This window comes from Acetobacter aceti NBRC 14818 (assembly GCF_000193495.2).
Lineage (GTDB): Bacteria > Pseudomonadota > Alphaproteobacteria > Acetobacterales > Acetobacteraceae > Acetobacter > Acetobacter aceti.
Window position 1 is genome coordinate 2083699 of the sequence record NZ_AP023410.1, and the last position, 13321, is coordinate 2097019.

Below are 13321 nucleotides of genomic sequence, written 5' to 3' on the forward strand. Positions count from 1 at the left end.
TTGAGACACTGTTTCTGGGGAATATTATTCGTCAATAATACGTTAATCTTGCGGGGTGTAAAGTGTCCACAATTTGCGATAGCATAAAATTATGACGCTCGACGCAAGAATCAGACAATTTTAAGGCGCTTCTGGCGCAATTTTGAGCTCTCGCACGGGAGCCATCTCCTATTCGAGGCGTGACACGCACCGTATAATGTGTTTCCAAAATCCCTGCCTTTTCCCCACAGAAGAGACAGTGCGCGCAGGCGGTCCTGCGAATTCGTGGAATGAAACGCAGGATCGGGCGTCATGAACGCTGAACGACTCATCTCCGGGCTGCTGATACTCGGCGTGGCCTACGGCTGCGTGGTCGTCACAGCGCCCTTTCTGTCCGCCATTCTGTGGGCGGCGATCCTGACCTTTGTGACATGGCCCATCCTGCTCAGACTGAGACGGTATATGGGTCCGATAACCGCCGCCGTCTGCATGGCCCTGCTCAGCACGATCTGCATCGTCGTACCCATAGCAGGCATCACTTCCAAGGTGCTGACTGACGCGCCACAGGTTCTGTCGGACCTGACAGACACGTTTCTGCCCAATCTGCGACTCCCTCCGGTTCCGCCATGGCTCAGCAAACTCCCGCTTGCTGGCGCTGAGGCCACGCACGCATGGGATCAGGCGGGCAAGGATCTCAGCCATATCGGGCAGAGTCTGCGCCCCTATGCCGGCGACATCGCCCAGTCCGTCCTGTCCGTCCTCATGCAGCTGGCAAACGGCGGCCTGCATCTGGCGATGGCGCTGTTCATCGCCTTCTTCTTCTGGCTGAGCGGTGATTCACTGGGACGCACCATCCGCCAGCTGATCAGTCGGGTCGCGGGGCGTCATGCCGACCGCATCCTGCGCATTGTCGGGGGCACCGTCCGGGGCACCGTCTATGGTCTGCTCGGCACGGCGATCGTGCAGGGCGTGCTGACCGGCGTGGGCTTTTTCATCGTCCGTGTGCCCGAACCCGTTCTCTTCGGCACGCTGGCCGCGTTTCTTTCCGTGCTGCCAATCGGCGCGCCGCTGGTCTGGGTACCCGCCGCCGTCTGGCTGGCCGTCTCGGATCATCTCTGGCGAGGTATCTTTCTGGCGCTGTACGGGGTCATCCTGATCTCGGGCGCGGATCATATCATTCGCCCTATCTTCATCGCTCGCGGCGCACAACTTCCTTACCTGCTGACACTCATCGGCGTGATTGGCGGCGTTCTGGAGTTCGGAGGGCTGGGCATCTTTCTCGGCCCGGTCCTGCTTGCGGTCGGATATATCCTGATCGTTGAGTTCGCCGCTGGTCGTGTTGCTGACCTGCCACACGACAGCAAGACATCGGAGACATGATGGCCGCCCCCAAGCTGAAGCCCCTTCTCAAACGGATACGCCGTCGTCCCCGTCTGCGCGGCAGGATTGCAGCGACCACCACCCGCCGGGGCGATGTCGAGATCAGAATCATCAGCTGGAATCTGCTGCACAGTGTCGGAGCCAGTATTCAGGACGTCATGACGCTTCTGGAAAGGGAAAAGCCCGACCTTCTTCTCATGCAGGAAGCGACTCAGGAAATCGACCAGCTTCCCGACCTGATGGGAGGCTACTACGCCCGCTCCCCCCTCCCCGGTCGGATTCATGGTGTCGCCTGCTGGAGTCGTATTCCCTTTTCCCGCGCGCCTCGCACCTGCGTGATACCGTCGGGCATGATTGTGCGCCGCATCGCGCAGATCATCCGCCTGCCGTCCATCACCGTGGCCAATGTCCATCTGTCGCATGGGCAGATCATGAACAGGCGTCAGCTGCGGCGTCTTTCCGCCATCCTCCCGGCTCCCGCCGCCATTCTCGGAGATTTCAATCTGGTCGGGCCCACACTGGTGCCCGGCTTCGCGGATGTCGGGCCAAGGGCGCCGACACACCGGATGGTCGATCTTGTCCCCATCCGCATCGACCGCTGCCTGATCCGGGGTGCGATCTGCGAAAACGCCAGGGTTCTGCCGGTTTTCGCGTCCGATCACAGACCGATCATGGTCACGCTTCGACCGGGTGTTTCAGACTCCCACTCATTTGCCGAGACCGTGACGCTGTCAGAGTAACGCTCTGACGCGCACGCCAAAGGAATGAGGGCTTCTTTTACCCAAAAGATGTCCCCGAAGACATTGTCACGATTTACAGAGACTGAATGAACAGGGCTTTGAAACGGCTCACAGGGCCGTCGCGTCCGCCTGTTTCTTCTTCCAGCGCGTCCAGCGTTCCTGAACGAACGCAGCACTCAAAACCAATAATATAGTCACCGGGACAGGAAACGCCGGGATCAACAGGCTGTGCGCCAGCCGGATTTTCCTGCTGGCGTACAGCCTCGCCCACAATTCTGACGATCCTGAATGACCGCAAATGCGGCTCCATCACGCTGCATGAAACAGCGGAGAGGGAGCCGTATCCGGGATCAGAAACGGTAAGCGATACCAGCCGACACAACGGTCGGGTCGAGAGATTCATGAGCATGGATATGCACGGTTTCGGCAGAGTTTTCTGCCCATGCATGCATACGCATGAAAATCTGCTTCACATCAGCATTGAAGAACCAGTTGCCGACAATCTGGTAGTCAAAGCCGACATTGACGGAAGGGCCACCGGTAAAGCCGGAGTTCAGCTTCAGACCATTCGCGCCGTGCATGTTGTGGAACCAGGTCAGGTTGGCACCCAGACCGACATACGGGTTGAAACGCTTGTGCGGACGGAAATGCCAGGCGACCGTCAGGGTCGGCGGCAGCACCCACGCGGAACCGACATCCGTCTTCGCGCCCAGCGCGCCGCCGTAACCGGCTACTTCATGACGCGTGCTGGTGGCGATCAGATCCAGCGAAAGATTATCGGTGAAGAAGTATTCAAGGGTCAGTTCAGGCATCGCCTGATTGGTCGTGGAGATGTGTGCACCCGGCAGACGCTGGCCGTTCAGGCTGACCTTGCTGTCACGATCCTGCGGCAGGACGCCGACGCCGGACAGACGGACCATGAAGTCGCCTTTGCCAAGACCGATCTTTGTGCTGGCGCAGGTCTCAAAAATGCCGCAACGACCGCTATGATTGACCGGGGCAGCGACCGGGGCAGCAACGGGCGCATTGACATAGGCGGTAGACCCGGCCGGAGGCGGTGGCGGAGCAGCAGCCGTCTGGGCGTGGGCCGTGCTGCAGAGAGCGCTGGCGGCCAGCAGCGTGGCGGCCAGAAAGGATCCGGTCTTCATCATGGGGCGTCACTCTTATCAAACTGTAATGTTCGCCGCTGAAACCATACCCCGAGTGTTAACGGCGTTGATCTGCATCAATTCGTCACAACTTCCGGAAAGGTGAGTTTTTTTTGCAACAGTAAGGCGATCAGTCCGGTCCTGAATGGATCACGCCTCTTTTCGTCTGTCATAGAGAACGGAAAGCCTGGACGACAGCCTTCGGCCACATATCCAGCAGTCGGTTTATACATCAAGGCAAGAGCGGGTGCTTCCGGCGCCTGAAAGACAGCAGGGCATGCCCTGCTGAATATGAGAACGCCGCATACAGAGCTGTCCACCACAAAAAATTCCCTGTAACTTCCTATAAAATAATATTTTTTGTCCCCTTGAGACAGATGGGCGGATCTGTTTCGTAACGGCCGGACCAGGGAAACAACGCATCCGCACAGAATGGCGAACCCCACCTTGCTTCGATCACAAAGAGGCATCCGGGCAATGGCAACAAGGCCGTGCTGCCACACTCTCTCCCCGACGCAGACGGACCCCAATTCTTCACCATCAGATGTCGTGTCGTTGTCACAATGATTTAAATCAAGCCTGTCACCCGTTCTCAGGGGGTGTGATCCGCTTTCATTCGCGCTAGATAACATAGGCTATACCAAGCCTGAGCTCATAGAATGCCGCATCCGGCCGGAAAGAAAGACACATCATGTCAGTATCTGCCCTGACAGCCGGAAACAGTCTGTCAGTCCCCAAACGAATCGTCATCGCTGGAATGGAGGGATGTCGGGCCTGTTCTGTATGTGAAGTACGGGCGCATGGGATCTGTAGCGCGCTGAACGACGATGAACTGTCCCAGCTTGCGCAGGCTGCCGTGCGCGTGACAATTCCACCCGGTCGACAGCTCATAGAAGAGGGCTCTCCTGCCGACGAGTTTTTCAACATCACCGCCGGCACGGTAAAGCTCTTCAAGTCACTCCCCGATGGACGCCGCCAGATTACGGGATTCGTGGGTATTGGCCATTTTCTTGGTCTTGCCGTGTCAGACCGATACGCCTTCGGCGCGGAAGCCATTGATCAGGTCCGTCTCTGCCGTTTCTCGCGCGAGCGGCTTGAAACCGTGATCGACGAATTCCCTCGTCTGGAACGCCGCCTCCGCAATGAAGCCGCTAACGAACTGGTTGCGGCTCAGGATCAGATGCTGCTTCTGGGACGCAAGACCGCCCGCGAAAGAGTCGCCAGCTTCCTTTATGGGCAGATCACTGAACTCTACGGTGATGATATCCCGCAGACCGCCAAACTCCATTTCCCCATGACGCGTGCGGATATCGCCGACTTTCTGGGACTGACCGTGGAAACCGTGAGCCGGACGATCAGTGGCCTGAGACGGGAAGGTCTGATCACGACGGGTGCGAGCCATGAGATCACCGTTCCCGCACCATCCCGCCTGCGGACCATTGCCAGCGGAGAGGAATAACGTCCCGGACAGGATACCGGGCGCGAAACGCCGCCCAGCTGACACTCATGGATGTTTTTGAGACGGAGCCTTAACCCGCCGTTGACTGCAGTTCCTCGACGAGATCATCCAGCGCCTCATCTTCCGGCGACATGCCCTTCAGGTTCGTCCAGTTCTGACGGGAAATCAGACCGTAGGCTTCATCGCACCGTGTGGTGAAGAAGTCATAGGACATGCGACGCGGCCCACCCCATGTGTTGAGATAGAGCCAGTCGGAATCATATCCGTGCAGCCACACGGCATGACCGCCCGCGATGCTATTGTCAGCGGTTGGGTCGATGACCCAGTCATTATTTCCGACACAGGCATACTGGGGAAGAGTCAGGCCAATATACAAGCCACCCAGCATGGCGATGGCGCGATGAACGGACTGCGTATCTTTCGGATTGATATAGCCAAAGGCTGTCAGATAATCGCGTGTTTGGCCCGGTCGCTCGTAACCTTCGCGACACCAGCGGGACAGGACTTCAACCTCGACCGCGCCCTGATCCGTTGACGGATCATTTTCAACGTATCCGGATTCCGCGCTGTAGTTGGTGACAACCTCATCATCACTCAGAACAATCGGTGTGAGGGCTGAGCCGGTCCAAGTCCGGATGGCGGACGCGACGGACACCTGCGTGCAGCAGCCGAGACGATCATTGCACCACATCGGCCAGTCAGCGTCTGCGGCCCAGTTTACCGCAGGCGGCGGCGTGGGAAGACGAAAGCTGAGAGGCGTGGAAAGACGGTAGGTTCGCGGGTCCAGACGAGCGGGCTTCTTGCCCAGTCTGCGCTGAGTCATGCTGTTGGGTTCTCCACTGTTGAGCATGTGGAGAACGATACGTGTCCCAGCCCTGGCGTGGGGCCGGGGTCTTTGTTCATATGACCGGGAAAGAATGAAGAAGTTTCTGGTGAAGCTTTTTCCAGAAAGCTTCAGAGAACATCGCCTTTTTGAAAAAAGGCGATACCCAAAAACTTCTATCAGTTATCGAAACTGCTGAGCACACGCCCGGCAATTACTTCCAGCTTGCTCAGCAGGGCCGGCTCCCGACGCTCCGGCGCGGTGATCAACGCATGTTCGAGCGCCCGGTCACACCCGGCCGGGCAGAGACCACGCGGCTGACCCAGCGCCGGGATCATCTCTTTCACGAGCGAGCGGGCATGGTCGGCGTTCTGCTGCATGACGCGCACGACCGCATCGACCGTGACACTGTCATGATCCTGATGCCAGCAGTCATAATCAGTCACCATCGCAACCGTCGCGTAACAGATCTCGGCTTCGCGGGCGAGCTTGGCTTCCGGCATGTTGGTCATGCCGATCACCGCACAGCCCCAGCTGCGATACAGTTCGCTCTCGGCCCGTGTGGAGAATTGCGGACCTTCCATCACCAGATAGGTGCCGCCACGGGTGAAGGCGATGTTCAGCTCTTTCAGCTTCTCTTCCGCAACATCGCCGATACGCGGGCAGACCGGATCAGCCACGGAAACATGCGCCACACAGCCCGTATCGAAGAAGCTCTTCTCACGGGCAAAACTGCGGTCAATGAACTGATCCACGATCACGAAATGACCCGGCGGCAGATCCTCGCGCAGGGAGCCGACAGCCGAGAGAGAGATGATGTCCGTCACACCGGCAATCTTCATCGCCGCGATGTTGGCGCGATAGTTCAGACGTGACGGCGGGATCGGATGACCGCGACCGTGACGGGGCAGAAACACGCAGCGGACGCCATTCAGTGTTCCAAACAGCAGTTCGTCAGACGGTGCGCCCCAGGGAGTGTCAACACGCCGCCATTCCTTGTTCTCAAGGCCGGCGATGTCATACAGCCCCGATCCACCGATAATGCCGATAACCGGTTTGATCTCAGGCGCGGGACTATTCGACATTGGACCAGATTCTCCGTTTCAAGATAAAAAGCAGGATTGCGAGGCATAGCAGATAGACAAGCACGCGCACACCGGTGCGATGACGGTCGACCAGATGCGGCTGCGCGACCCATGCCAGAAAGGTCGTGACGTCGCGTGCTTCCTGTTCGACCGTCGCGGATGTGCCGTCCGGATAATGAACCTCACCGCCCCGCAACGGTGGCTTCATGGCAATCACCCGTCCCGAAGCAAAACGGTTGTACAACTGACCCGACGGCAACGTCACACCCGCTGGGGCAGGCCCATAGCCGGTGAGCAGTGCATAAATCCTGTCCGGGCCACCGGGATATACGACAGTAAGCCGCGACTGATCCGGAGGCACGACACCCTCTGGAACACCCGCCGGTTTTACGGGTGTCGGGAACGCATCATCCGGCAGACCATGACGATATTTCAGCGCTCCGGACAGATCCCGTCCCTCCTGAATCTGGTAGCCGGACGCAATGGATTTCACAGCTTCAGCATCAAGCCCCATACCTTCGAGGTCTCTGAACTGAACATGCTTCATACCGTGACAGGATGAGCAGACCTGTTCGTAAACCAGATATCCACGCTGTACGGCGGCAAGATCGAAATTACCCAGCGCCCCTTCAAAACTCCAGTGTTGAGGTGCGGCATGATCGTGATCGGGACGTGTCTGCGCGAGCATGGGTGATGCACTGAAAAGCGCTGCTGCAATAACGGGAATAAAAAACGCCACTCTCACGACGCATCCCCCACAACCGCGCGCTCACGTCGGGACACAAATGGCAGAACGACAAGAAAATGGAAGAAGTAAAACACCGTCGCGCATCGGCCGATAATCAGCCAACCGCCCTCCATGTGATGCTGTCCGGCCAGACCCAGCGCCACGAACGCGGCAACGAGCAGGATCATGGACAGGCGGATGAGCGGTCTTTGTCGGGCGGATCTCACAGGGGACGTATCGAGCCAAGGCACAAGGAACAGCACCACCACAGCACCGACCGAAGCCACGAGACCGCCGAACTTGAACGGAATTGCCTGAAGCATTCCGAAAAAGGGCAGGAAATACCATTCCGGTTCGATATTGGTCGGTGTATGCAATGGATTGGCGGGACGATAATTTGCTGATTCTGTCACAAGATCTGGAAACAGAAACATCACCGCAGTCAGCACGATAGCAAAAACCGCCACTCCGAAGGCATCCTTGATCGCGAAATAGGGTGAGAAAGGCAGACTTCCCTTCCGGTCCGGCTCAACCCCGCTCGGATTTCCGGAACCAGCAACATGCACGCCCGCCACATGCAGACCGACCACGGCAACAATCGCAAATGCCAGTGTAAAATGCAGCACGAAAAGATGGTGCAGCGTGCCGTCGCCCGGCTGGCTTCCATCAAGAAACACACGCTCCGTAAACGGCCCGATCACGGGAATGGACGCCAGCGCCTTTCCGGCAATATCCGCGCCCCAGTAGGACATCTGCCCCCATGGCAGGACATATCCGGCAAAGGCGGTGATCATGGTCATCACCAGCAGTAGCAGACCGAGCAGCCACACCAGTTCACGCGGCTTCTTGTAAGAGCCGTAATACAGGCCACGAAACAGATGCAGATAAAGTGCGCCGAGAAACAGGCTCGCGCCCGCCATATGCATTGACCGCAGCAGCCAACCGGATGGCACGCGCCGCTCGATCGCCTCAATGGATGCGAATGCTCCTGCTACTGTCGGCGTGTAATTCATGGCCAGCACGAGACCGGATAGCAGCATTAGCACGAGAACCGCCGACAGCATGGCCCCCACGGTCCAGAGCATGCTGGCCGAACGCGGCATCGGAAAAGAACGGAACTGGGTGGTGAGAAAACGCCTGACAGGCAGACGGCTGTCGAGCCAGTCCTGTTTGCTTCCGTCGTTCTCCCTGTCGCTGGACGACGAACCTGTCATGCGGCGTTCCCCTGCTTCCCTGCGCACACATCTAATTCAGTTGGCGCGACAGGTCCACGGAGAGGGAAGACAGAGTGAGGGTTTTAAGAGAAGATTCTCCGTTGCAGGCGGAGAAGATTTGTCGGCTACTCTCAAGCCATCATCTATCTTTAGATAGCGCAATCAAAAAACATTAGGGCATGTCATCAGTTAATTCCGATGATGGCGGAGACGAGTTGAACGGCAGTGAAGAAGGTTGACTTCAGCTTGTCGTAGCGTGTTGCAATGCCTCTGATCTGCTTCAGTCTGGCGAAGAAGCGTTCAATGATGTTTCTGTTTTTGTAGAGCTGGAAGCTGATTTTCCGTGGATCGCGTCGATTTTTCCTTGAAGGGATAACCGGTACGATCTGCCGTTCTTCGATCTTTTTGATAAGCGGATCAGCATCATAAGCCTTGTCGGCGATAAAAGCTGCAGGATCGACTTCATCCAGCAGGGGGCTGCTTCTGTGATGTCCGCTCTCTGCCCGGGCGTCAGGGAAAGCGCCACCGCCTTTCCTGCGGCGTCGACAATGGCGTAGATTTTCGAAGTCAGTCCGCCACGGGATCGCCCGATAGCCTGATCCATGCCCCTTTTTTAAGCGCCCCCGCACTGTGCTGGTGCGCCCGGACAATCGTGCTGTCGATCATCATGTAGTCGTTGTCGCGATCGGCGGCCAGATGCCGGAAAATCCATTCGATCACGCCGCCTTCGCACCAGCGACTCAACCGTCGGTGGACGTTTTTCCAGTCACCAAAACGGACAGGCGGGTCACGCCGGGGAATGCCGGCACGGTAACGATACAGAACCGCTTCCACTAACAGACGGTTATCGGCAGCCATTCCGCCAACATGGCCTTCGCGCCCCGGGAGGAGATCCTTTATCCGTTCCCACTGGCTGTCACTCAGGCCATATCGACGCATTCATTCTCTCCCTGAAAACAGAGAGAAAACTTCACAGATCAAACGGAAGTACAAGCCTCATAGCGCCAGATACTGACTGACGACATGCTCTAAGCTTTTACACAGGCTGGATACCAGTTGATAACGACGCACCATCGTCATATGGACGCAAAAACTCGACAACGGTGGAACGATAAAGATCCAGCCCCTTATAGGAAGCCAGCGCCGGATCAAGATCACGCAGCACACGATGCAGACGCTTCCGCCACTTCGGCACTGTCATGATGTCCTTTATCGGCAGCAGATAGCAGCGGATCGCAAAGAGGATCGCATTTGAACGCGGCAGACGATAAAGCGTCTGAAGCTCCACACGCAGATGCACTTTTTCCGCCACGTTTTCAGGCGTGACTGATGCGCGGTCCTCTCCCCAGATCATGTAATTTTCCGGCGACGTATCAAGTCTGGGATTGATCGTCATAGTCCAGTTCAGACGCCTGACGGGTCGTCCATACTGAAGCATCAGCAGAAACCTGAGACCACGATCGAAGATTCCCATTTCGGAAGCCTTGGGGACTGGCGCATGCCACTGGCGAAAGGACATGCCCATATCGAATTTCAGAGACCAGTCCGCCTGCGACGTAACCATGCCACCGTCCATCCACAGATCGTTCTCACGCTGGTCATGGAGCGTAAAATCTCCCTGCATCTGTCGCGCCATGTATTCGAAAGGCGCCTGCGGAAGAGTGGCCTCATCGCCGAACACGAAAGACTGGCTGATGTTCAAAAGATGATTTTCCCAGAGCCAGTCATTGCCCTCTTTTTTCAGGGTAAAATGCTCGGGATAGTCTGTTGACAGACTGTCCATTCCCAATTCGAGAAAATCCCATTCCGCATCGCGCATATGCGGCAACACCATGCAGCGTTTGGGATCTTCTGCAAGAATACGCGCTTTCTCGGCGCACTCGCCAACATAATGCTCATCGACATCGAATGTGTGACTCATGGCGTCCACCGGACCACCACGCACATGCGGTTCGACATTCATCGAATACATGTAGCTGTCTTCCGGAAATGGAAAGGGAAACCGGAGAATGGTTTCCGCACTGTTTTCGACATGGAAGGGAGGACGGTAACTATCCCGGACATGCGTCTGGCCGCTCATGACTGGTCTCCTTAAAGATCAAGAGTGAGCGTGTCCGTTTTCGCACGGGACACACAGGTAAGAATGACATTGCCCGAGGCGCGTTCCGCCTCCGTAAGCACGTGGTCACGATGGTCCGGCTGCCCATCGAGCACAGTCACGGCACAGGCGCCACAGGCGCCGCCACGGCACATGCAGGGCGCGTCCACATCTGCCTGCTCCAGAGCTTCCAGCAGCGTCTCATCCGCCTTGACCGCTATCTTGCGGCCACTACGGGCAAGAATGACCTCAAACGGCCTTCCGCCTTCCGGCACGAAGAAATGTTCGGAATGTACTTTCCCCGGAGCGAAACCACACCGATGCGTGGTTTCTTCCACCCATTTCATGAACCCTTCAGGTCCGCAGAAATAGACATGAGTCGCAATCGCCTCATCCTGCAGCCAGTCGGCAAGACCTACTTCGGAGGGCAATGCGGTATGCACGGAAACCCGTGCCTGATCCTGTTCGGCCAGCAATGCTTCAAAAGCCGAACGCTCTTCCGCACGGCAGAAATGATGCAGTGTGTAATCCGCCCCGATGGAACGCAGTTTTCTCAGATAGGAAAGAAAGGGAGTGATTCCAATGCCCGCGGAAAGAAGCAGGTGACGCCGTGCTGTTTTCACAATCGGAAAGAGGTTCGCTACACTTCCGACCCACACGGGCAGTCCAGATCGCCCTTTTTCGTGCAGGAACCGCGAGCCACCCCGTGACTGCGGCGCCAGACGGACAATCACCGTCAGTTCCCGACCGTCCTCCGAACGTTCCACGATGGAATAGGCATTCTTGTAGACCTTTTCACCATCCCCGAATTCAAGGGCGGCATAACTTCCCGGTGAGACAGGTGGAAATATCTGCTTCTCCTTACGGAGCACGAACCGTCGCAATGTCGGCGTCAGACCTTCAACACGCTCAATGAACGCCGGGAAACCCATTCGTTCAGCCATGAGTCGCCGCCTCCATCGCCTCGATCACCACCGCCGGTTCGCCCGCTCCCATGTAAGCGCCAAGAGCACGGGAATAATGATTGCGGACAGACAGTTCCGTGGCGCATCCCTGACACACCAGCGTATCACCACTCACCCCGTCATGAAGCGTATCGCAATGCACGCAGAACACTCGTCGTTCGGAACCAGCAGGCTCACCAAGAAAGATTTCCCCGCTACACAGACCTGCGTCATCCGCGACTTTCGTCACCTGGGCGAGAAAGGTCGGCCGCCCAGCCGCATACAGCCGGAGCCCTACCTTTTCACGAACCAGACGATATGCGAGCCTTTCCAGAAGGTCCGCGGCGGAACGCATCCGCACATCGCATGTGTCTGGCTCAGCTTTTACCAGACTACTATGCTCGATAGTCCAGACCTCGAACACGGCAGGCCGTTCACCTTCCGGAAATGCCAGTGTCGCGTTTTCACGGACAAACAGGTGGCGTCGTCCATCAGGATCAAAGGTCAGAGGCCGGTACGGAAGCTCACTTGTTCCCATAAGACCTTTTTCCTTTCCAACAGAGTCATGGCAGGATGGAACGTCACCCCTTGATCGTCCGCTTCTTTTTTTCGGGATCGTCGAATGGCAGCGTATGGGTCACACCCGGCAGTTCCGTGTCTTCGGAACGCACCACGATACGTTTCCCCGGTGTGGCATAAGGCACGTCCATCCGCGCCAGCGCCATCGATTTTCCCGTCAGTTTCGAGACCATGGCGCAGGTGACAACGCCAACCTTGCGTTCACCATCATAGACAGCCGCCCCCTCCCTGGCCGCGACATCACCATCCAGCAGCAAACCAAAAATCTTGAAACGCTCTTTTCCCTTGAGAGCGAAGTGTGCCGAGGCGCCACGGAAATGCGTCTTGCCGGGGCTGACGGTAAAGTTCAGGCCCAGTTCCCACAACGTGTCACCAGCCAGTTCCTGTTCAAATGGATACATTTCCGAATTGTCATAAGGATAGAACAGAAGATAGCTTTCGACACGCAGCAGGTCGAGCGCGGTAAAGCAAACCGGCACGATACCATCACTCTTTCCGTCTTCCAGAATACTATCCCAGATCAGTGGCGCGTCCACACCCTTACAGAAGATCTCATACCCACGCTCTCCGGTGTAACCGGTGCGGGAGATCATGACCGGCGCACCGAAAAGTGTCGTCTGCATATGGTGAAAGTAGTTAAGCTGCCTGATTCCGGGGACATGACGCTCAAGAAAATCCACCGCCACCGGGCCCTGAAGCGACAGGTCATGCAGATCGTCATCGAACAGCATCGCGGCGTTACGTCCTACAACTGCCTGCGAGAGCATCTCGTGCAACGACCCAGCTCCATGCACCACCATCCAGCTATTAGGCCCTGTACGATAGAGAACACAGTCGTCAATGAACTTGCCGGAATCATTGAGAGCAGTGGCGTAAACAGAACGCCCTGGAGTGACCTTCTGGAGATTTCTGCTTGTTGCATAATCAAGGATTGCTGTCGCATGCGGCCCAACAAGATGGATTTTCTTCAGGCCTGATACATCCATCAGGCCTGCCTTCGTACGAACAGCGACGTGATGATCCCGCACATCAGTGGAATAACTCCAGGCCGTCGCCATGCCGTTCCAGTCTTCAAGACCGGAACCAAGAGCACGGTGACGATCGGCAAGGGTGCTTGAACGCCAGCTTGTGGTCATGTTTGCAGC

Annotated in this window: 13 protein-coding genes and 1 pseudogene; 3 read left to right on the plus strand and 11 right to left on the minus strand. The window is 57.0% G+C overall.

All coding sequences use genetic code 11. The annotated features are described in order from the left end of the window. The first annotated feature begins 291 nt into the window (after positions 1–291). Together EMQ_RS09485 and EMQ_RS09490 are read left to right on the plus strand one after the other, a co-directional pair. Positions 292–1359, plus strand: a complete 1068-nt coding sequence (locus EMQ_RS09485; RefSeq protein ID WP_010668040.1) for an AI-2E family transporter — start codon at positions 292–294, stop codon at positions 1357–1359. After that, positions 1356–2099: an endonuclease/exonuclease/phosphatase family protein gene (locus tag EMQ_RS09490; protein WP_010668041.1), complete on the plus strand. Its 744-nt coding sequence runs from the start codon at positions 1356–1358 to the stop codon at positions 2097–2099. Before EMQ_RS09485 ends, EMQ_RS09490 begins: the two co-directional genes overlap by 4 nt. A 73-nt stretch (positions 2100–2172) precedes the next feature. On the opposite strand, the gene EMQ_RS09495 is transcribed toward EMQ_RS09490, so the two are convergent. Next, on the minus strand, positions 2173–2397 hold the full coding sequence (locus EMQ_RS09495; RefSeq protein WP_231367961.1) for a hypothetical protein: 225 nt from the start codon (positions 2395–2397) through the stop codon (positions 2173–2175). A gap of 52 nt (positions 2398–2449) precedes the next feature. Beyond that, positions 2450–3250 carry an OmpW/AlkL family protein gene (locus EMQ_RS09500; protein ID WP_010668043.1) on the minus strand — a complete coding sequence of 267 codons (801 nt, stop codon included), beginning with the start codon at positions 3248–3250 and terminating at the stop codon, positions 2450–2452. A 688-nt stretch (positions 3251–3938) separates the two neighbouring features. On the opposite strand from EMQ_RS09500, the gene EMQ_RS09505 reads away from it, so the two are divergent. Continuing rightward, complete coding sequence (locus tag EMQ_RS09505; RefSeq protein ID WP_010668045.1) at positions 3939–4706, plus strand: Crp/Fnr family transcriptional regulator; 768 nt, start codon at positions 3939–3941, stop codon at positions 4704–4706. A 70-nt stretch (positions 4707–4776) separates the two neighbouring features. Here EMQ_RS09505 and EMQ_RS09510 read toward each other — a convergent pair whose 3' ends face one another. The 9 genes and pseudogenes from EMQ_RS09510 to EMQ_RS09550 all read right to left on the minus strand — a co-directional run bounded on the left by EMQ_RS09510 (position 4777) and on the right by EMQ_RS09550 (position 13312). Further along, positions 4777–5529 carry a C1 family peptidase gene (locus EMQ_RS09510; RefSeq protein WP_010668046.1) on the minus strand — a complete coding sequence of 251 codons (753 nt, stop codon included), beginning with the start codon at positions 5527–5529 and terminating at the stop codon, positions 4777–4779. Between the two features lie 179 nt (positions 5530–5708). After that, positions 5709–6614 (minus strand): S-methyl-5'-thioadenosine phosphorylase, encoded by a 906-nt coding sequence (locus EMQ_RS09515; protein ID WP_010669123.1) that lies wholly within the window; start codon positions 6612–6614, stop codon positions 5709–5711. Continuing rightward, positions 6604–7359: a cytochrome c1 gene (locus EMQ_RS09520; RefSeq protein WP_231367960.1), complete on the minus strand. Its 756-nt coding sequence runs from the start codon at positions 7357–7359 to the stop codon at positions 6604–6606. Before EMQ_RS09520 ends, EMQ_RS09515 begins: the two co-directional genes overlap by 11 nt. Further along, positions 7356–8555 carry a cytochrome b gene (locus tag EMQ_RS09525; protein ID WP_018308097.1) on the minus strand — a complete coding sequence of 400 codons (1200 nt, stop codon included), beginning with the start codon at positions 8553–8555 and terminating at the stop codon, positions 7356–7358. Before EMQ_RS09525 ends, EMQ_RS09520 begins: the two co-directional genes overlap by 4 nt. Before the next feature lie 185 nt (positions 8556–8740). Further along, a pseudogene (locus EMQ_RS09530) lies at positions 8741–9494 on the minus strand (IS5 family transposase). A gap of 97 nt (positions 9495–9591) precedes the next feature. After that, positions 9592–10635, minus strand: coding sequence for a heme-dependent oxidative N-demethylase family protein (locus tag EMQ_RS09535; protein WP_010668278.1), 1044 nt, complete (start codon positions 10633–10635; stop codon positions 9592–9594). A gap of 11 nt (positions 10636–10646) precedes the next feature. Then, positions 10647–11597 (minus strand): PDR/VanB family oxidoreductase, encoded by a 951-nt coding sequence (locus EMQ_RS09540; protein ID WP_010668277.1) that lies wholly within the window; start codon positions 11595–11597, stop codon positions 10647–10649. Next, positions 11590–12135 (minus strand): dimethylamine monooxygenase subunit DmmA family protein, encoded by a 546-nt coding sequence (locus tag EMQ_RS09545; RefSeq protein WP_018308095.1) that lies wholly within the window; start codon positions 12133–12135, stop codon positions 11590–11592. The genes EMQ_RS09540 and EMQ_RS09545 overlap by 8 nt, the downstream gene beginning before the upstream one ends. Positions 12136–12178: 43 nt before the next feature. Beyond that, positions 12179–13312, minus strand: a complete 1134-nt coding sequence (locus EMQ_RS09550) for an aminomethyltransferase family protein (RefSeq protein ID WP_010667170.1) — start codon at positions 13310–13312, stop codon at positions 12179–12181. Positions 13313–13321: the final 9 nt, after the last annotated feature.